At 66.5% G+C, this 19,043-nt stretch carries 17 protein-coding genes; 14 read left to right on the top strand and 3 right to left on the bottom strand.

Annotated elements, in window-relative coordinates; translation table 11 throughout:
* Window positions 1-116: 116 nt before the first annotated feature.
* The gene (locus ACX80G_RS16740) at window positions 117-1,082 is read right to left on the bottom strand and encodes a quinone oxidoreductase family protein (protein ID WP_459309126.1); all 966 of its coding nucleotides are present in this window, start codon (window positions 1,080-1,082) and stop codon (window positions 117-119) included.
* A 130-nt stretch (window positions 1,083-1,212) separates the two neighbouring features.
* On the opposite strand from ACX80G_RS16740, the gene argC reads away from it, so the two are divergent.
* The 10 genes from argC (at window position 1,213) to ACX80G_RS16690 (ending at window position 11,586) form a co-directional block, all read left to right on the top strand.
* Window positions 1,213-2,244, top strand: a complete 1,032-nt coding sequence (gene argC, locus ACX80G_RS16735; RefSeq protein WP_459309125.1) for an N-acetyl-gamma-glutamyl-phosphate reductase — start codon at window positions 1,213-1,215, stop codon at window positions 2,242-2,244.
* Window positions 2,241-3,410, top strand: coding sequence for a bifunctional glutamate N-acetyltransferase/amino-acid acetyltransferase ArgJ (argJ, locus tag ACX80G_RS16730; protein WP_459309124.1), 1,170 nt, complete (start codon window positions 2,241-2,243; stop codon window positions 3,408-3,410). Before argC ends, argJ begins: the two co-directional genes overlap by 4 nt.
* 35 nt (window positions 3,411-3,445) lie before the next feature.
* Window positions 3,446-4,354: an acetylglutamate kinase gene (gene argB / locus ACX80G_RS16725; RefSeq protein WP_459309123.1), complete on the top strand. Its 909-nt coding sequence runs from the start codon at window positions 3,446-3,448 to the stop codon at window positions 4,352-4,354.
* The gene (locus tag ACX80G_RS16720; RefSeq protein ID WP_459309122.1) at window positions 4,351-5,631 is read left to right on the top strand and encodes an acetylornithine transaminase; all 1,281 of its coding nucleotides are present in this window, start codon (window positions 4,351-4,353) and stop codon (window positions 5,629-5,631) included. The genes argB and ACX80G_RS16720 overlap by 4 nt, the downstream gene beginning before the upstream one ends.
* Window positions 5,628-6,593: an ornithine carbamoyltransferase gene (argF, locus tag ACX80G_RS16715; protein WP_459309121.1), complete on the top strand. Its 966-nt coding sequence runs from the start codon at window positions 5,628-5,630 to the stop codon at window positions 6,591-6,593. Before ACX80G_RS16720 ends, argF begins: the two co-directional genes overlap by 4 nt.
* A complete protein-coding gene (locus ACX80G_RS16710) occupies window positions 6,590-7,114 on the top strand; it encodes an arginine repressor (RefSeq protein ID WP_459309120.1) in 525 nt (174 codons plus the stop codon). The genes argF and ACX80G_RS16710 overlap by 4 nt, the downstream gene beginning before the upstream one ends.
* Before the next feature lie 52 nt (window positions 7,115-7,166).
* Window positions 7,167-8,369, top strand: a complete 1,203-nt coding sequence (locus tag ACX80G_RS16705; RefSeq protein ID WP_459309118.1) for an argininosuccinate synthase — start codon at window positions 7,167-7,169, stop codon at window positions 8,367-8,369.
* A gap of 2 nt (window positions 8,370-8,371) precedes the next feature.
* Complete coding sequence (gene argH, locus ACX80G_RS16700; RefSeq protein ID WP_459309116.1) at window positions 8,372-9,820, top strand: argininosuccinate lyase; 1,449 nt, start codon at window positions 8,372-8,374, stop codon at window positions 9,818-9,820.
* 40 nt (window positions 9,821-9,860) lie between these two features.
* Window positions 9,861-10,649, top strand: coding sequence for a maleylpyruvate isomerase family mycothiol-dependent enzyme (locus tag ACX80G_RS16695; RefSeq protein ID WP_459309114.1), 789 nt, complete (start codon window positions 9,861-9,863; stop codon window positions 10,647-10,649).
* A 61-nt stretch (window positions 10,650-10,710) separates the two neighbouring features.
* On the top strand, window positions 10,711-11,586 hold the full coding sequence (locus tag ACX80G_RS16690) for an SRPBCC domain-containing protein (RefSeq protein WP_459309113.1): 876 nt from the start codon (window positions 10,711-10,713) through the stop codon (window positions 11,584-11,586).
* On the opposite strand, the gene ACX80G_RS16685 is transcribed toward ACX80G_RS16690, so the two are convergent.
* On the bottom strand, window positions 11,559-12,104 hold the full coding sequence (locus ACX80G_RS16685; RefSeq protein ID WP_459309111.1) for a methylated-DNA--[protein]-cysteine S-methyltransferase: 546 nt from the start codon (window positions 12,102-12,104) through the stop codon (window positions 11,559-11,561). The two genes, ACX80G_RS16690 and ACX80G_RS16685, sit on opposite strands and share 28 nt — an antisense overlap.
* A complete protein-coding gene (locus ACX80G_RS16680) occupies window positions 12,101-13,642 on the bottom strand; it encodes a DNA-3-methyladenine glycosylase 2 family protein (protein ID WP_459309110.1) in 1,542 nt (513 codons plus the stop codon). The genes ACX80G_RS16685 and ACX80G_RS16680 overlap by 4 nt, the downstream gene beginning before the upstream one ends.
* A 94-nt stretch (window positions 13,643-13,736) precedes the next feature.
* Here ACX80G_RS16680 and ACX80G_RS16675 point away from each other — a divergent pair, with 94 nt between their 5' ends.
* The 4 genes from ACX80G_RS16675 (at window position 13,737) to tyrS (ending at window position 18,633) form a co-directional block, all read left to right on the top strand.
* Window positions 13,737-14,372 (top strand): DNA-3-methyladenine glycosylase, encoded by a 636-nt coding sequence (locus tag ACX80G_RS16675; RefSeq protein ID WP_459309109.1) that lies wholly within the window; start codon window positions 13,737-13,739, stop codon window positions 14,370-14,372.
* Between the two features lie 50 nt (window positions 14,373-14,422).
* Window positions 14,423-14,950, top strand: coding sequence for an adenine phosphoribosyltransferase (locus ACX80G_RS16670; RefSeq protein WP_459309127.1), 528 nt, complete (start codon window positions 14,423-14,425; stop codon window positions 14,948-14,950).
* A 76-nt stretch (window positions 14,951-15,026) separates the two neighbouring features.
* The gene (locus ACX80G_RS16665; RefSeq protein ID WP_459309107.1) at window positions 15,027-17,279 is read left to right on the top strand and encodes a HelD family protein; all 2,253 of its coding nucleotides are present in this window, start codon (window positions 15,027-15,029) and stop codon (window positions 17,277-17,279) included.
* Between the two features lie 13 nt (window positions 17,280-17,292).
* The gene (gene tyrS / locus ACX80G_RS16660; RefSeq protein ID WP_459309105.1) at window positions 17,293-18,633 is read left to right on the top strand and encodes a tyrosine--tRNA ligase; all 1,341 of its coding nucleotides are present in this window, start codon (window positions 17,293-17,295) and stop codon (window positions 18,631-18,633) included.
* The last annotated feature ends 410 nt before the right edge of the window (window positions 18,634-19,043 follow it).

The following is a 19,043-nucleotide window of genomic DNA, read 5'->3' as shown; positions in this document are numbered from 1 at the left end:
TGGGGGGGAGGTCCTTACCTTTTTGCCAGGTCCCTCCGCCCCAGGGTAAAGCCCCGTGTTTGGTGGGAAACACCACCCCCCGGGCCAGCCGAGAAGCCGGGCAAACCTGCACGGGTCTAGGGAACGAGCAGTACTTTCCCGGTGGTTTGGCGCGCCTCGAGGTCCGTGTGGGCCTGGGCTGCGGCCGCGAGCGGATAGGTCGCCCCGATCCTGACCTTCAAAGTGCCGTCCACCACCGCCGCGAAGACCTCCGAGGAGCGCCAGCGCCGCTCTTCGACGCTGAGCAGATAATCGGGCAGCCGCGGGCGAGTCAGGTGAACGGACCCGGCGGCAGCCAGTCGCTGCGGGTCGAACGCCGGTACCGGCCCGGACGCGGCGCCGAACAGCACCAGCGTGCCCCGCTTCCGCAGCGACGCCAGTGACCCGTCGAAGGTGGCCCGGCCCACGCCGTCGTACACCACATCCACCCCGACGCCGCCGGTCAGCCCACGCGCCGCGGTATCGAAGCACTCATAGCGCAACACCTCATCGGCGCCGGCCTCCCTGGCCAGCGCCTCCTTATCATTGGTGGACACCGTGGTGATGACCCGCGCACCCTTGGCCTTGAGCAGCTGGATGAGCAGCAGTCCCACCCCGCCCGCCCCAGCATGCGTCAGGACCGTCTGCCCCGCCTGCACCGCGAACGTGGTGTTGATCAAATAGTGCGCGGTCATGCCCTGCAGTGGGAGTGCCGCCGCGGTCTCAAGGCTGACCCCGTCCGGCACCGGCAGGGCTTTATCGGCCTCCACCAGCGTGTACTGGGCGTAGGTGCCGACTCCTTCGGCGAACGCTACCCGGTCGCCGACGGCGAAGCCCGACGCCTCGGGGCCCAGCGCCACCACTTCCCCGGCGGCCTCGGCTCCCGGCGTGAACGGATAGCCGACGGGGTAATAGCCGCTACGCTGGTAGGTCTCGATGTAGTTGACGCCCGCCGCGGCCACCCGCACCACCAGCCCGGAGCCAGCCGGCGTGGGCTGATCGACCTCAGCCATCTTCAATACGCCGGGTCCGCCGGCCTGCTGGACAACAATGGCTGTGGGCATCGAGAGTCTCCTTCGTTGGGGTGCTGTTTCGTTGGCGCTGTGATCCCATGCTAGAACGTCATGACACCTGCGTTGCGATCAAGTGCATAGTTATGTGGCTGTCTGTATATTCCTGTTGTAGAGTTGAGTCATGACTATTTCGGTAGCGGTATCCGGTGCGAGTGGCTACGCCGGTGGTGAAGCGTTGCGCCTGCTCGCGTCCCATCCTTCGGTGACGATCGGCGCGATCACCGCCCACAGCAGCGCCGGTTCGCGCCTCGGTGAACTGCAGCCCCACCTGCACGCCCTGAGCGACCGCCTGATTGAGGAAACCACTGTGGACAACCTCGCCGGTCATGATGTGGTGATTCTCGCCCTCCCGCATGGAGCCAGCGCCGAGATCGCCGCCCAGTTGCCTCCCACCACCCTGGTGATCGACGCCGGAGCCGACCACCGGCTCGCCGACCCAGCCGCGTGGGAGGAGTTCTACGGATCCCCGCACGCCGGCACCTGGCCCTACGGCCTGCCCGAGCTGCCCGGCCACCGGGAGAAACTTCGCGGCGCCCGTCGGATCGCCGTCCCTGGCTGTTACCCCACCAGCTCACTCCTCGCCCTGGCTCCGGGGTTCGCCGCTGGCCTGCTGCAGCCCGACGACGTCGTGATCGTCGCTGCCTCCGGTACGTCCGGCGCCGGCAAGGCGGTCAAGGCCAACCTGCTGGGCTCCGAGGTGATGGGCGGGATGAGTCCGTATGGAGTCGGCGGCGGCCACCGGCACACCCCCGAAATTGAGCAGGGCCTCTCGCTGGCTGCGGGGAAGCAGGTCCAGGTGTCGTTCACCCCCACGCTCGCGCCGATGTCCCGCGGCATCCTGACCACCGCCACCGCCAAGGTGCTGCCGGGCACCACCACCGAACAGCTCAGGGACGCCTGGACCGCAGCGTACGACGACGAACCCTTCGTCACCGTGCTGCCTGAGGGGCAGTGGCCCGCTACCAAGGCCGTGCTCGGCTCCAACTACGCGAACCTCCAGCTGGCCTACGACGGACACGCCGGCCGGGTGATCGTGACCTGCGTGATCGACAACCTCACCAAGGGCACCGCCGGCGGAGCTATCCAGTCCATGAACATTGCCCTCGGTCTCCCCGAGACCGCTGGGCTCATTCTGCAGGGAGTAGCACCATGAGCATTACCGCGCCAGCCGGATTCCGGGCCGCAGGCACAGCCGCCGGGCTCAAGGCGTCTGGCAACGCCGATGTTGCAGTGGTCGTCAACGACGGCCCGCTGCACCACGCCGCCGCAGTGTTCACCACCAACCGGGTGGTAGCCGCACCCGTGCTGTGGTCCCGCCAGGTGGTCTCCGACGGCAGGGTGGACGCCGTGGTCCTCAATTCAGGGGGAGCGAACGCCTGCACCGGTGCCGTGGGCTTCCAGAACACGCACGCCACCGCCGAACACGCCGCCGACGCCCTGGGCATCTCTGCTGGCGACGTGTTCGTCTGCTCCACCGGGCTGATCGGGGAGCAGCTCCCCATGGACAAGCTGCTGCCGGGCGTGAGCAATGCCGTCGCGCAGCTGTCCACCGCGGGCGGACAGGCGGCAGCCGAGGCGATCATGACCACCGACTCGGTGTCCAAGGAGGCCCGCCACCCGGCCTCGGCCGATGCGCCGAGCGAAGGATATTCCATCGGGGGCATGGCCAAGGGTGCGGGAATGCTCGCCCCCGGGCTGGCGACCATGCTGGTGGTCCTCACCACCGACGCCGTCGTCGACCCGGCACAGCTCGACACCGCCCTGCACGAGGCCACCCGGGTGACCTTCGACCGGACCGATTCGGATGGGTGCATGTCCACCAACGACACGGTGGTGCTCCTCGCCTCGGGTGCCAGCGGGGTCAGCCCCGACCCGCAGGAGTTCGCTGACGCGCTGACCAGGGTCTGCCACACGCTGGCCCAGCAGCTAATCAAGGACGCCGAGGGCGCCAGCCACGACATCGCCATCACCGCGGTCAACGCGGCCAGCGAACACGACGCAGAAACGGTGTGCCGGTCCGTCGCCCGCTCCAACCTTTTCAAGACCGCGATCTTCGGCAATGACCCCAACTGGGGCCGGGTGCTCGCGGCCGTGGGCACCACCGACGCCGCCTTCGAACCGGACCAGCTCAACGTGACGATGAACGGCGTACAGATCTGCCGCAACGGCGGCATCGGCGACTCCCGGGACCTGGTCGACCTTACCGGGCGGGAGGTCACGGTCGAGATCGATCTCAACGCCGGAACCGAGACCGCGACCATCTGGACCAACGACCTCACCCACGACTACGTGCACGAAAACTCGGCGTACTCGTCGTAGCGGGTGCCTGCCGCCCAGTCGTCACTAAGGACATCATGAACTCAGTTATCGCCGCACAGGACAAGGCCGAGACCCTGATCGAAGCGCTGCCGTGGATCCAACGGTTCGCCGGCACCACCATGGTCATCAAATACGGCGGCAACGCCATGGTCAATGAGGACCTGCGCCGGGCCTTCGCCGAGGACATCGTCTTCCTCCACCATGTAGGCATCCGCCCGGTTGTCGTGCACGGCGGCGGACCGCAGATCAGTTCTATGCTGCACCGCCTCGGCATCGAGTCCGAATTCAAGGGCGGCCTGCGGGTCACCACCCCCGAAACCATGGACGTGGTCAGGATGGTACTTACCGGGCAGGTGGGCCGCGAGCTCGTCGGTCTCATCAACTCCCACGGCCCCTACGCCGTCGGACTCTCCGGTGAGGACGGCGGCCTCCTGCAGGCCACCCGCGCCGGCACCGTCGTCGACGGCGTCGAGGTGGATCTCGGCCTGGTCGGCGAGGTGGTCGGCGTCAACCCGGCGGCGATCCTCGATATCCTCGAGGCCGGCCGGATCCCCGTGATTTCCACGGTGGCCCCGGAGATCGACGACGACGGCGAGGGCACCAACCAGGTGCTCAACGTCAACGCCGACACCGCCGCAGCAGCCCTCGCCCAGGCGCTGCACGCGTCCAAACTGGTGATCCTCACTGATGTTGAGGGGCTGTACGCCAACTGGCCGGACACATCCTCGCTGATCAGTTCGCTTACTGTCAGTCAGTTGCGCACCATGCTGCCGCACCTCGAATCCGGCATGATCCCCAAAATGACCGCGTGTTTGGCAGCAGTCGACGGCGGAGTGGAGCGGGCGCACATCGTCGACGGCAGGCTGGCGCATTCCATGCTGCTGGAAACCTTCACCACCGCTGGCATCGGCACCCAGGTAGTACCTGATAAGGACGGATCATGACGGACCTGAACCCCACAGATCTCAATCATGTAGAACAGCTCGCCGGGGTGCTCGACGAGCAGGCCTCTGGAGCCGACTGGCTCGCACGCTACAGCTCGTCGCTGCTCGGCGTCTTCGGCACGCCGCAGCGGGTGCTGGTCCGCGGTAACGGTTGCACCGTCTGGGATGCCGACGGCAACGAGTATCTCGACCTGCTCGGGGGCATCGCCGTCAACGCGCTGGGCCATGCCCACCCGTTCGTCAGCTCGGTGATTTCCAGCCAGCTTGCCACTCTGGGCCACGTCTCGAACTTCTTCACCAGTCCCACCCAGATTGCCCTGGCCGAGAAACTGTTGCAGCTGTCCCAGGCGCCCACCGGGTCGAAGGTATTCTTCGCCAACTCAGGGACCGAAGCTGTGGAGGCAGCCTTCAAGCTGGCCCGCCGCAACAGCACCCCCGCCGAAGACGGGAAGCCTGCCCGGAACCGGATTCTCGCCCTGGCTGGTGCCTTCCACGGCCGGACCATGGGGGCCCTCGCGCTGACCGCCAAGCAGGCGTACCGGGAACCATTCGAACCGCTGCCCGGCGGGGTGGAACATCTCCCATTCGGCGACATCGACGCCCTGGTAAATGCCGTCGACGACACCGTTGCCGCCGTCGTCATCGAACCCATCCAGGGGGAGGCTGGCGTCCGCCCGCTCCCGCCCGGATACCTGCGGGCTGCCCGTGACGTCACCACTCGGGCCGGCGCGCTGCTGATCCTTGACGAGGTCCAGACCGGCATCGGCCGCACCGGATCCTGGTTCGCGCACCAGCCCAGCGGCGTCGTGCCAGATGCCATGACCCTCGCCAAAGGGCTCGGCGGCGGGTTCCCCATTGGCGCGCTGGTCACGTTCGGCGACGCCGTGTCCTCCCTTTTCGCCCCCGGCCAGCATGGCACCACCTTCGGCGGCAACCCCGTGGCGACGGCGGCGGCCCTCGCCACCCTGCACACCATCGAGGCGACCGACCTGCTCGGCCACGCGCACGACGTCGGAGCGTGGCTCCGCGCCGAGCTCGCCACAGTGGACCAGGTCACGGAGGTCCGCGGTGAGGGGCTGCTGATCGGCTTCGACCTGGACGGCGACTACGCCGCCGAGGCAGTGACTGAAGCGTTGCACCGGGGCTTCATCGTGAACGCTCCCACCCCGCATACACTGCGCCTGGCACCGCCGCTGATCCTCACCCGGGACCAGGCTGCCACCTTCACCGCCGCGCTGCCCGGCATCATAGCCATCGCAAAGGACCGTACCCCATGACCCGCCACTTCCTGATCGACACCGACCTCACACAGGCTGAACAGACCGAAGTCCTCGACCTGGCCGCAGAGCTCAAGCGGGCCCCCTATTCGCGCAGCACCTACGCCGGCGTCGACCCGGACGGAGTGGCCACCACCGGGCGTCAGACCGTCGCGGTCATCTTCGACAAGACCTCTACCCGCACCCGGGTCTCCTTCGCCACCGGCATCGCCGATCTGGGCGGGGTCCCGCTGATCATCGGCGCGGGGGACTCGCAGTTGGGCCACAAGGAATCCATCACCGACACGGCCAAGGTGCTCGAACGCATGGTCTCCACCATTGTGTGGCGCACCTACGCCCAGACGGGGCTGGAAGAAATGGCCGCGGCGTCGAAGGTGCCCGTGATCAACGCGCTCTCCGACGACTACCACCCGTGCCAGCTCCTCGCCGACCTTCTGACCATCCGCGAACACAAGGGCACCCTGGCCGGGCTCACCCTCGCTTATCTGGGCGATGCCGCCAACAATATGGCCAACTCCTACCTGCTTGCCGGCGTAACAGCCGGGATGCACGTGCGGATCGCCGGTCCCGAGGGGCATCTGCCTCAGCAGGCGGTGGTTGACGCTGCTACCGCCCGGGCCGCCGAAACCGGTGGGTCGGTGCTCGTCACCACCGACCCGGCCACGGCACTGACCGGCGCCGACGTCGTCGCGACCGACACCTGGATTTCCATGGGCCAGGAACCTGACAGCGCCAGCGCCAAGGACGCGACCTATGAGTTGTTCAGCAGCTACGGGGTGGATGCGGCGGCGATGGCGCTGGCTGCACCGGACGCCGTCGTGCTCCACTGCCTGCCCGCCTACCGCGGCTACGAGATCGCAGCCGACGTCATCGACGGCCCGCAGTCAGTGGTCTGGGATGAGGCCGAAAACCGGTTGCACGCCCAGAAAGCCCTGATGGTGTGGCTGATGGACCGGCGATGACCCAACTGCAGCCCACCACCAAAACCGCCCGCCAGGCCAGGATCCGGGCCATCCTCACGGGTCAGTCTGTTCGCTCGCAGGCGGAGCTGGCGGCGCTCCTGGCCGACGACGGCGTCCTCGTCACCCAGGCGACCCTCTCCCGCGATCTGGTGGAACTCGGCGCCGTCCGGGTCCGTGCGGGCGAAGGGACGCTCGTCTACGCGGTACCCGCCGAGGGCGGCGGACGGACCCCGCAGAGCGGGGTCACCCAGGAAAGTCTCGACTCCCGGCTGGCGCGACTCTGTTCGGAGTTGCTCGTCACCGCCGAGGCGTCGGGCAACCTGGTGGTGCTTCGCACCCCGCCCGGGGCCGCCAATTTTCTTGCCCTCGCCATTGACCACTCGGTGATGCCCTCGGTCCTGGGCAGCCTCGCCGGCGACGACACGATTATGCTGGTGACCCGTGACCCGGCGGGTGGGCCGGACGTCGCCGCGCGTTTCCGCCAGTTCGCTCAAGACCCCATGAACAAGCCCCTGTCCTGAACAGCACACCCCCAACGCCCCTCAACACCCCCACAATCTAGGAGCACAACCCATGACTGAACGCATCGTCCTCGCCTATTCGGGCGGACTCGACACCTCAGTGGCCATCGGCTGGATCGCGGAAGCGACGGGCGCCGAGGTCATCGCCGTCGCCGTCGACGTCGGACAGGGTGGCGAATCCCTGGAGGAGATCCGCCAGCGCGCCCTCGACTGCGGCGCCGTCGAAGCCTACGTTGCTGACGCCCGCGAGGAATTCGCCACCGAGTACTGCATGCCGGCGCTGAAGGCCAACGCCCTCTACATGGACGCCTACCCCCTGGTCTCCGCCGTCTCCCGTCCGGTGATCGTGAAGCATCTGGTCGCCGCGGCCCGCGAGTTCGGCGCCACCACCGTTGCCCACGGCTGCACCGGCAAGGGCAACGACCAGGTGCGGTTCGAGGTGGGCATCCAGACCCTCGGCCCAGACCTGCGCTGCATCGCTCCCGTGCGTGACCTCGCCCTGACCCGGGACAAGGCCATCGCCTTCGCCGAAGAACACAACCTGCCGATCCAGACCACCAAGAAGAACCCGTTCTCGATCGACCAGAACGTGTGGGGCCGCGCAGTGGAAACCGGTTTTCTCGAGGACATCTGGAACGGTCCCACCAAGGATGTCTACGAGTACACGGATTCCCCGGAGTTCTCCCCGGCAGCGGACGAAGTGACCATCACCTTCCGTGAGGGAATCCCCGTCGCCATCGACGGCGTCGCCGTCACCCCGCTGCAGGCCATCGAGCAGCTCAACCGGCGCGCCGGAGCCCAGGGCGTGGGACGCATCGACATCGTCGAGGACCGCCTGGTCGGCATCAAGAGCCGTGAAATCTATGAGGCACCGGGCGCCATGGCCCTGATCGCCGCCCACCGCGAACTGGAAAACGTCACCGTCGAACGTGAGCAGGCCCGGTTCAAGAAGACCGTCGGCCAGCGCTGGACCGAACTGGTGTACGACGGCCAGTGGTTCTCCCCACTGAAGCGTTCACTCGACACCTTCATCGAGGACACCCAGAAGTATGTGTCGGGCGACATCAGGATGGACCTGCACGGCGGGCGCGCCACCGTGACCGGCCGCCGCTCCGAGACGGCCCTGTACGACTTCAACCTGGCCACCTACGACACCGGCGACACCTTCGACCAGTCGATGGCCCGCGGCTTCATCGAAATTTTCGGCCTGTCGTCCAAGGTGGCCTCGGGTCGCGACGAGCGGGCGGGTCAGTAACTGTGTCAGGAGCCACCACCAACGAGGGAGCCCTGTGGGGCGGCCGGTTCGACGGCGGACCCGCCGACGCGCTGGCCGCCCTGAGCAAATCGACCCACTTCGACTGGCGCCTCGCGGTCTACGACATCGCCGGATCCCGGGCCCATGCCCGGGTGCTGCACCGCGCCGGTCTGCTCGACGACGGCGAGCTGACCGGCATGCTCACGGCCCTCGACACCCTCGACGACGACGTCCGGTCCGGCGCCTACATCCCTGCCGCATCGGATGAGGACGTGCATGGGTCCCTGGAACGCGGCCTGATCGAACGAGCCGGCGTGCAGTTGGGCGGGAAGCTGCGTGCCGGCCGGTCCCGGAACGACCAGGTGGCCACCCTGGGCCGGATGTATCTGCGGGACCACGCCCGGATCATCGCCAGCGGGGTGCTGGCGACCATCGAGGCGCTGGTCCGGCAGGCCGAGGATCACCTGCGGGTTCCCATGCCGGGCCGCACCCACCTGCAGCATGCCCAGCCGGTGCTGCTCAGCCACCACCTCCTCGCCCACGCCTGGGCGCTGCTGCGCGATGTGCAGCGGTTGCAGGACTGGGACAAGCGTGCCGCGGTGTCACCTTATGGGTCCGGCGCGCTGGCAGGTTCCTCACTGGGGCTCGACCCGCAGGCGGTCGCCGCGGAGCTGGGCTTCACCTCCGCCACTCACAACTCGATCGACGGGACCGCGGCACGGGATGTCTACGCCGAGTTCGCGTGGATTGCCTCCATGATCGGGGTTGATCTGTCCCGGATCAGTGAAGAGGTGATCCTGTGGGCCACCAAGGAGTTCTCCTTCGTCACCCTCCACGACTCCTACTCCACCGGGTCATCGATCATGCCGCAGAAGAAGAACCCCGACGTCGCCGAACTGGCCCGCGGCAAAGCGGGCCGCCTGATCGGTAACCTCACCGGGCTGCTGGCCACCCTCAAAGGGTTGCCGCTGGCCTATAACCGTGACCTGCAGGAAGACAAGGAACCGGTCTTCGACGCGACCGACACCCTGGAAGTGCTCCTGCCGGCCGTCTCGGGCATGATCGCCACGCTGACATTCAACACTGAGCGGATGGCGTCCCTGGCACCCCAGGGGTTCGCCCTCGCCACGGATATTGCCGAATGGCTGGTTCGCCAGGGGATTCCGTTCCGGGAAGCCCACGAACTCTCCGGCGCGGCAGTCCGGCTGGCCGAGGGGCGCGGCGTTGAACTGTGGGACCTCAGCGACGCCGACTATGCGTCCATTTCCGATTCCCTCACCCCCGGTGTCCGGGAGGTGCTCACTGTCGAGGGCTCGCTGAACAGCCGCGACTCGCAGGGTGGCACGGCCCCGGCCGCCGTGGAACGCCAATTGCAGGCGTTGCGGGATGAGCTGACCACGGCGGCCAGCTTCCTCTCGGAAGCGCGGGGTACCCTCAAGAAAAGGACCTGAAGCACACGCCCTTCGCGGGGCCCAACGAAGAGGACCCTCAATGATCGAACATCTCATCCGCGAAGTATCAGCCGGTCTCGCCGTCGCGGGCGAAGACTTCAAGGCAACGGTCAAGGGCCTTGACGACGCCTCGTTCGGCGGGCCGACGGCGTTGCCGGGTTGGTCGCGGGCTCATGTGGTGGCCCACGCGGAGGGCATTTCGCGCGCCATGCAACGGCAGGTTGAACACGCCGTCCAGGGGGAGACGATCGAGCTGTACGACGGCGGCTTCGACGGCCGAGTCCAGGCCATCGAAGCCAGGGCGCAACGCGATCCCTTAACGCAGAAGGAGGCGCTAGTGGCGGCGGTTGACGACGCCATCGGCGCTTTCGAGCATGCCCGTGACCATTGGGAAGCCAAAATCTCCTACCGGGACGGGACGGTGTATGACGGCGCCCTGGCCCTGTGGCGGGAACTGGTCATCCACGCCTCCGACCTCGATGCCGGCACCACCTCGCGGGACTGGAGTGACCGCTTCTGCCACTATCTGATCGATTTCCTCGCCGCCCGGGTTCCCGCGGGTACCGTGTTGAAGCTGCAGCCCCTCGGCGAGGAACCCATCACCATCCAGGGCACCCCTAACGACGGCGCCGCACCCGCCAACGATGACGCTGCCCACGACGCTGCTGCCCACACCGTCGTCGTCACCGGCGCCCTGCAGGACATCGCTGCCTGGTTGGCCGGCCGCGAACCCGTTGGGGGACTGGAAGCGACCGATGCGGCAGCAGCCGCAGACACCGTCGACCTGCCTGAGCTGCTGTCCTGGCCTGCGGCGTTGACACCCCGGTAAGGACCCTTCCGGAAGGCTGGCCTCTGGGGTAGGTTGGGAGCAGCCTGTCGTAGGAGGCGCCATGGAATCCCAACTCACCGGCGAGTTGCAGCTCGAATCGATCTCAGATCGCGCCGAGCCGTTAGGCCGAATTGAACGGCTGAGCGACGGCTATGTGATCGCGTTTGACCGGCAGCTTGATTACCCCCGCTCCTACATCTGGAACCTCCTCACCGATCCCGCCCGGGTGTCCCAATGGCTCGGTAAACTTACTCCGGGGTGGGTGCTGGGCAAGGAATATTCGCTGGACATGAGCGGGGACCTGTCCACCGGAACCGTCCTGCAACTGAATCCACCCACGAGTCTGCAGGTCACCTGGGACGATAGCATGGGGCTCGAATCGCTGCTGGAATGGCGGGTCCTCGACTGCGCCGGTGGCACCCTCCTCCAGTTCCAGGCCCGGTCGGAGACCACAGAGTTCCTCACCGAGGGGGCAGCAGGCTGGCAGCTCATCCTCGACGCACTGGACGACGTCGCCGCCGGGCGGACCGTCCGACCCGGTGCCGACTGGGCGGCACTGCGGAAGGAATACGCCGCCAGATATCAGGTTTCGCACACGATGGGCGAGCTCGAAATCGCCGATGGCATCACCATGATCCACTTTGACCGGCGCTTCGAGGCACGGCTGCCCAGAGTCAAGGACGCGCTGACCGCCGATCCCACCCAACAGCCGCGCGTCGAGCAGGCGGAAGTGGACTTTACCGCCACCGGTTCCGTCACGCTCCTCACCGTCCGGCATGTGGTGGAGGACCCCACCGAAACCGCGGCCCTCATGGCCCGGTGGCATGCGCATCTCGATGCCGTGGGGGTGGATCTCGACGGCGACACCCCTCACATCAGCGTCCGCAAACTGCGGGTCCTCGAAGACTTCTACCGGGCCAATACCGCCGCCGAGTGAGTCGCTTCGCGGGCCAGGAGACTGGTCTTCACCTCAAGACCCCAGCGGAAACCACCTAGCGATCCGTCGGTGCGGATCACCCGATGACACGGCACGAACAGCGCTGCAGCATTCCTGGCGCAAGCCCCCGCCGCGGCACGCACCGCGGCAGCGTTTCCCGCCAGCGACGCGTATTGCGCGTAGGTCACCGGCTGACCGGGTCGCACAGTCCGCAGCATGTCCCAGGCGTGACTGCGGAACGGACCCGAGACCTGCCGCACGGTCACCGAGTCGATGGCGCCGACGTCGCCGTCGTAATAGGCAGTGACGGCGGCGGTAATGGGGCCAAGTTCCGCAGGGTCCACCTGACGCGGCGCTTCAGCGGGGCGGAGCGCCGGATGGACTTGCCCGGTGAGATCCCCAAGGTCAACGGTCCAGCCCGACGCAAGAACCGCGCCGTCCTGTTCCAGTATGGTGAATGGCCCATCGGGGGTGTGGACAGTGGTCTGCTTGCAGGCGGGGGGATGGGTGAGGGTCAAGGGGATACCGCTTTCACTGGTGGGTTGGTGGGGGTACCGGCAAGGCGCCAGAGGTGCATCGTCGCGTAGGAACGCCAGGGGCTGAAGCGCTCCATGATGGCCGAGACCCGGCGAGGATCGGTTATTAAGGAGGGGCCGGCCAGTGCCGCCCAGCCGTTCCGGACCGCGGCGTCGTTATCCAGGTGGATGTCGGTGGCGCCCAGAACGCGCATCGCCACATAGCTGACGGTCCACGGTCCAATGCCCGGGAACGGCAGGAGTTTGCGCTCAAGATCGGCAAGATCGTCCTGCACCCCGAACTGGAGGCTGCCGTCGGCAAGCGCCGCGCTCACCCGCAACACACTGTCGACCCGCCGGGCTGGACCCCTGAGGAGACCGGCGCCGCCGTCGGCGACCTGCGCGGCAGTCGGGAACAGCCGGTGGACGTGGTGCCCGGAGGGCGTTCCGGCGGGGGCCAGTGTTGAGGGGCTGCCCAGCACCGCCAGCCGGTGCAGGGCGGTGCGGGCCGCTTTCACGGTGATCTGCTGGCCAATCAGGGCGCGCAGCAGGATCTCGTGCGGGTCAATTGCCCCGGGGAGCCGGATGCCCGGGATGAGCTGAACTCTGCTGGCGAGCAGCGGGTCGGCGCCCAGCACAGCGTCCACCGCCAGCGGGTCGGCGTCGAGGTCAAACAGCCGACGGATCCGGGATAGCAACACCGGAAGATCGGGCAGCTTTTCGACCATCACCTTGACTGCGAGGGCCGGGACGCCGCTGGACGCCGTCGCCAGTCGCGCGCTGAACCACGCCTGTCCGTCGGGCAGTTGAAGCAGCCGTTCGTACGTTTCGGTCGTGGCATACTCCACCCCCTCAACGGCACGCAAGCGCAGGAAATCGAAGATACCGGGATCGTACGGCGCCCGCAGCGGCAGCAGCAGCGACAGGGTGGTCCCCGGTTCGGTTCCAGCGTCACCGGTGTCACCGGCGTTATGGCTGCTGGGGATGGTCGCGCGTGCCCGAAGATCGGACGGGGTGAGGGCAAACACTTCCTGCACTGTGTCGTTGAACTGTCTGACACTGCTGAACCCGGCAGCGAAGGCGATATCGGCGAACCTCATTCCAGTGGCGGTCAGCAGGGACCGGGCGGTCTGCGCGCGGGTTGCGCGAGCGAGAGCCAACGGGCCGGCGCCGAGTTCCTGGAGGAGGATCCTGTTCAGTTGGCGGCTTGAATACCCGAGCCGTGCGGCCAGACCCGTCACACCCGTGCGGTCCACTTCGCCGTCGGAGATCAACCGCATCGCGCGCGCCGCGGCGTCGGAACGCAAATTCCAGTCGGGGGTGCCGGGCACAGCTTCAGGGAGGCAACGCTTGCAGGCCCGGTAGCCAGCCTGGTGAGCCGCGGCCGAGGTCTGGTAGAAGGTGACGTTGGCGGGCTTCGGTGTCCGCGCCGGGCAGGACGGACGACAATAGATTTTCGTCGTCGCCACCGCTGTGACGAACTGCCCGTCGAAACGGGCGTCCCGGGAATCGATTGCCCGGTACTGCTGCCAGAAGTCCATCTCCCCATCGTTGCAGGTTCCAGCACCCCTCCGCTAGCGGGAATCGGACATCAGGGTGAGTGAACCGGCCGGGGGTTTGCTACGGTCTTGTGCTGTGGATGCCACGACCGACCGAAACCGCCTGGCCCTGCCCGCCACCGTGGTTGCACACACCCTGCTGGGCGCCCGACTCACCCACGACGACGGCACCGACCGCGTTTCCGTGCGCATCACGGAGGTGGAGGCGTACCTCGGCCCCGACGATCCGGGCTCCCACGCCTTCCGGGGGCAAACCGCCCGGAACGCGACCATGTTCGGCGACGCGGGCCACCTCTACGTGTACTTCACCTACGGCATGCACTACTGCGCCAACGTGGTCTGCGGCCAGACGGGGGAGGCCACCGGGCTGTTGCTACGGGCCGGCGAAATTGTCGAGGGCCACAACGCTGCCCGGGAACGTCGCGGCTTCCCCCGCGTCGAGCTTGATCTGGCTCGCGGACCCGCCCGGCTGGCTCAGGCCCTTGGCCTGAATAGGAGGTTCGACGGCACCGACCTGTTCGGTGGGCCACTCGCCTTGACGCTGCCGGAGACCGCCGCAGATCCGGCCAGCGTGTCGAGCGGCCCCCGCGTCGGAGTGGCGGGGGCGGGTGGAGGGGAGGCTTACCGGTGGCGGTTCTGGCTCACCGGCGACCCCACAGTGTCCCGCTACCGCGCGGCCAAGCCCCGGACAGCCCGTACAGTTAACGGGTGAATAATTCAGTGCCCGATGTTTCAGGGCCAACCGCCTCACCGTCAGCAATCGTGTCAACCACGGCCCAGGACCACATCGACCGGCTGTGCCTCACGGTTGAGGACTTCCCCCGGCCCGGCATCAGCTTCCGCGATCTGACGCCCGTGTTCGGAGACGGTGCCGCGTTCCGCGCCGTCGTCGACGACCTGATGCAGCCCTTCGCCGGCACATTCGACCTGGTGGCGGGCATCGAGGCCCGAGGATTCCTCCTCGCCGCGGCAGTTGCGTACGCCACCGGGACGGGAGTGATCGCGGTCCGCAAGCCGGGCAAGCTACCCCGCCCGGTCCACTCCGAGTCCTACAGTCTTGAGTATGGGGAAGCCTCGCTGGAAATCCACCGGGACGACGTCGCCCCCGGCACCCGGGTTCTCGTACTCGACGACGTGCTGGCCACGGGCGGGACCCTCGCCGCAGCGACAGCGTTGTTTGACTCCTGCGGTGCTGACGTCGTTGGATGCGCTGTGGTCCTGGAACTGCAGGCCCTGCAGGGACGCCGGAGGGTGCAGCAGCACCGGGTACATGCTGTGGCGTCCTCCTAGGATTCGCTGACCATGCCAAAAGTGTCACCTGCACTGTAGAATTGACGGTCTGCCTTTGGCGAGAGGGAAACGCATAATGCATCACACATCCACGGCCCGCACCGAGCTTGAGCACGAGCGCGGCTATGTGGCAGGGCTGTACCAGCGGCTTGACGAGCTCCGCGACGAAAAGCGGGGGCAACTTGCCGAGGTGCGCCGTTCCCTGTCGGCCGGGTCACATCAAAACCGCTCTGAACGCGATGCTTTTGCCACCATGTATGAGGACCGGTTGGCGCAGCTGAACGCAGTGGACGATCGCCTCGTGTTTGGCCGGCTGGACCTCGACGACGGCGACGAGCGATACATCGGCAGGATCGGGCTGTCCACCGAGGACCTTCAGCAGCTCATGGTCGACTGGCGTGCCCCTGAGGCAGGAACCTTCTATCAGGCCACCGCCTTCGAACGGATGGGAGTGCGACGACGTCGGCACCTGATTCTGTCCCGGCGGAACGTCCTCGCCATTGAAGATGATGTGTTGGACGCCGCGCTGTTGACCGAAGACGAATCGCTGCAGGGCGAGGGAGCGCTGCTGGCTGCGCTCAATTCCAAGCGCACCGGGCAGATGTCTGACATCGTCGGCACGATTCAGGCCGAGCAGGACCGGGTGATCCGCGCACCCCTTCAGGGCGTCGTCGTCGTCCAGGGCGGACCGGGAACCGGCAAGACCGCGGTAGCGCTGCACCGCGCCGCCTATCTCCTCTATACGCACCGGGAACGGCTGAAGTCGGCCGGCGTCCTGCTCGTGGGCCCGACGAACGCGTTCATGAAATACATAGAGCGGGTGCTGCCGTCCCTGGGCGAGACCGGTGTGGTGATGGCCAGCATCGGCAGTCTGATGCCCGGCATCACCGCAGTGCAGGAGCCCACCGAGGATGCCGCCGAGATCAAGGGTCGCCTGGACATGGTCGAGGTGCTGCGGCGTGCCCTGGCGAACCGCCAGCGGGTCCCCCACGAGGACAAGCGACTCAACGTCGAAGGCACCCTGTTGACCCTGTCCCCACGGCAGGTCCGCAAAGCCCGCGACCGGGCCCGCGCCACCGGGAAACCCCACAACGAAGCCCGCGTGACCTTTGTGAAGATCTTGCTGCGGGAATTGACCGAGCAGCTCACCGAGCAGCTCGAGGAGTCGTCGGGGGCGGGGAACACTGCCGACCGGTCCTATCTGGCGGAGGATGTGCGCAGCTCGCGGGATGTCCGGATAGCGCTGAACCTCGCCTGGATGCCCCTCACCCCTGAGAAGTTCATCGCCGAACTGCTGACCAAACCGGGCATCCTTGCCGCTGCCGCGCCAGGATTCACCGACGCTGAGCTTGTGCACCTCACCCGGCCCGCCGGTGCCCCGTGGACCGAAGCCGATGTGGCCCTGCTGGATGAGGCCGCCGAGCTGCTCGGTGACCTCGACCCGTCAGCCGGGCGCGATACGGCGGTCAGGGACCAGGAGCGCCGCCGCGACTTGGCGAACGCCGAGCGGACTCTCGAGAACGTGAACGAGTCCCTCGCCGATTCAGGGGTTGATGGTGTCCTTACCGCTGAGGACCTGGCAGACCACAACGCGGTGACCGAGGCCAGAATGAGCGCAGCCGATCGCGCCTCGGTCGACAGGACGTGGGCCTTCGGTCACATCGTGGTCGATGAAGCGCAGGAACTCTCACCGATGCAGTGGCGCGTCCTGATGCGCCGTTGCCCGCTGAAGTCGTTCACCATTGTGGGGGACATCGCGCAGACCAGTTCAGCGGCGGGGTCAAATTCCTGGCAGCAGGCGCTGGAACCTTTCGTGGGGGAGCGGTGGCAACTCGAAGAACTGACTGTCAACTACCGCACGCCCGCGCAGATCGCCGAGGCAGCCGCCCGGATGGCCAACGCCGCTGGCCTGGTGGTGTCGGCGCCCAAGGCAGTCCGGGAGGGACGCTGGGCCCCGATCGTGGACCGGGTGCCTGAGCTGATTCCGGCGCTCCTGACCGCTGTGCCGGAAGAACTCGACGCTGTGGAGGGGGGACTACTGGCCATCATCGCGCCCGAGCGACTCCTGGCGGAGGTGCGGGCAGCACTGACCGGAGCGTACGGGCCGCGGATTGGCTTCGGTGCCGGCAGCACGGGCCAGGACATCGTTGTCACCAGTCCACGGGAAGCCAAGGGCCTGGAATTCGACGGTGTCGTGGTGTTGGAACCGGCAGAGATGCTCGACCCTCGATCCATCAGGGTGGGCGATCTGTACGTGTCCATGACCCGGCCCACCCAACGCCTACGACTCATTGCCACCGGTGAAATACCGGCAGGCATCGAGGACTGATAATTTAGAGCCTGTGTCCCAGCAAACAGAACCCACAGACCCAGGCCCCGCCGAGCTCCTGAACGGCCAGCGCAACGACCCGGCTTTCGCCAATGTATGGCAAGAACTGAAGTGGCGCGGACTGGTCCACGTCTCCACCGACGAGAAGGCCCTCGAGGAAGCCCTCGCGGGCGACCCGGTGACCTTCTACTGTGGTTTCGACCCCACCGCTCCCAGTTTGCATCTTGGACACCTGGTGCAGTTGCTGACGATGCGCCGGCTGCAACTCGCCGGCCACCGTGCGCTAGGGCTGGTCGGGGGTTCCACCGGCCTGATCGGTGACCCGCGGCCCACGTCGGAGCGTGCGCTCAATACGCCCGAAACCGTTGCCGAGTGGGTCGAGAAGCTGAAGGCTCAGGTGGAAAAATACCTTGACTTCACCGGGGCCAATCCTGCCCGGATGGTCAACAACCTGGACTGGACGGCGCCGCTGAGTGCCATTGACTTCCTGCGGGAGATCGGCAAGCACTACCGGGTGGGCACCATGCTGGCCAAAGACGCCGTCAGCGCCCGGCTGAATTCCGACGCCGGCATCAGCTACACGGAGTTCAGCTACCAGATTCTTCAGGGCCTTGACTTCCTTGAGCTCTACCGCAGCTACGGCTGCACCCTCCAGACCGGCGGATCCGATCAGTGGGGCAACCTGACCAGCGGCACCGACTTGATCAGGCGTGCCGAGGGGAAGAGTGTCCACGCCATTGGTACCCCGCTGATCACCAACTCAGACGGCACAAAGTTCGGCAAGAGCGAGGGCAACGCCATCTGGATCGACGCCGAGCTCACCAGCCCCTACGCCTTCTACCAGTTCTGGCTCAATACTGCCGACGCGGACGTGGTGGGCCGGCTGAAGGTTTTCACGTTCAAGTCGCGTCAGGAGATCGACGAGCTCGGGCGAGCCGCCGAGGAGCGGCCGCACCTGCGTGAGGCTCAGCGTGCCCTGGCATTCGAGGTGAATTCCCTGGTGCACGGGGTGGACGCCACCGAGAAGGTGATTGCCGCGTCGGCCGCCCTATTTGGGCATGGTGAGCTATCCGGGCTGGACAACACCACGCTGTCGGCTGCGATGGCCGAACTGCCGACAGTACGGGTGTCCAGGGACTCACTGGGGATTATTGACCTGCTGGTCACCAGTGGGCTGTCCGCCAGTAACTCGGCGGCCCGGCGCACGGTGGGGGAGGGCGGCGCCTACGTGAACAACGTCAAGGTGCAGGATCCCGACGCAGTGGTCACTGCAGACACCCTGCTCCACGGCCGGTATCTGGTGCTTCGCCGCGGCAAACGCACTCTGGCGACAATCGATGTGTCACCGGCCTGACCGCGCGAATCGGGGGCCGCGCAAGGGGATTTGCGCGGACCCGGATCCACGTGTAATGTTTTCTGAGTTGCCGCCATTGAGTGGCAACCACCCCCTTCGAAATTTCATCAGGTAGTCCGGCGTGTGCTCAGCACAGAAGCCAGACTCACCTGAACTTTTCGTCGGCTCATTCGGTTGTGTTTGTCGAAATCCGGAAATAGCGCGGATTTGACAAAGAGAATGCGGATGGAATAACTTTAGATAAGTCGCAGCGAGGAAATGTAAATAGAAAGTATATTTACAAGAACCTCGAATTGCGCCTGTTGTTTGAGAACTCAATAGTGTGCCATGTTTGTTGATACCGATTGTTTTATTGATTGGTTGAATTTGGCTGCATGATGCCATTTTGTGGTGTTGTGTGGTTGTTTTTG

The sequence above is a fragment of the Arthrobacter glycogeni genome (genome assembly GCF_054510815.1).
This window is presented reverse-complemented; position numbering and strand designations above follow the sequence as displayed.

Bases quoted from the DNA above. Each gene is read 5' to 3' on its own strand.
- ACX80G_RS16740 (WP_459309126.1), bottom strand. From the start codon at position 1,082: ATGCCCACAGCCATTGTTGTCCAGCAGGCCGGCGGACCCGGCGTATTG.
- argC (WP_459309125.1), top strand. From the start codon at position 1,213: ATGACTATTTCGGTAGCGGTATCCGGTGCGAGTGGCTACGCCGGTGGT.
- argJ (WP_459309124.1), top strand. From the start codon at position 2,241: ATGAGCATTACCGCGCCAGCCGGATTCCGGGCCGCAGGCACAGCCGCC.
- argB (WP_459309123.1), top strand. From the start codon at position 3,446: ATGAACTCAGTTATCGCCGCACAGGACAAGGCCGAGACCCTGATCGAA.
- ACX80G_RS16720 (WP_459309122.1), top strand. From the start codon at position 4,351: ATGACGGACCTGAACCCCACAGATCTCAATCATGTAGAACAGCTCGCC.
- argF (WP_459309121.1), top strand. From the start codon at position 5,628: ATGACCCGCCACTTCCTGATCGACACCGACCTCACACAGGCTGAACAG.
- ACX80G_RS16710 (WP_459309120.1), top strand. From the start codon at position 6,590: ATGACCCAACTGCAGCCCACCACCAAAACCGCCCGCCAGGCCAGGATC.
- ACX80G_RS16705 (WP_459309118.1), top strand. From the start codon at position 7,167: ATGACTGAACGCATCGTCCTCGCCTATTCGGGCGGACTCGACACCTCA.
- ACX80G_RS16695 (WP_459309114.1), top strand. From the start codon at position 9,861: ATGATCGAACATCTCATCCGCGAAGTATCAGCCGGTCTCGCCGTCGCG.
- ACX80G_RS16690 (WP_459309113.1), top strand. From the start codon at position 10,711: ATGGAATCCCAACTCACCGGCGAGTTGCAGCTCGAATCGATCTCAGAT.
- ACX80G_RS16680 (WP_459309110.1), bottom strand. From the start codon at position 13,642: ATGGACTTCTGGCAGCAGTACCGGGCAATCGATTCCCGGGACGCCCGT.
- ACX80G_RS16665 (WP_459309107.1), top strand. From the start codon at position 15,027: ATGCATCACACATCCACGGCCCGCACCGAGCTTGAGCACGAGCGCGGC.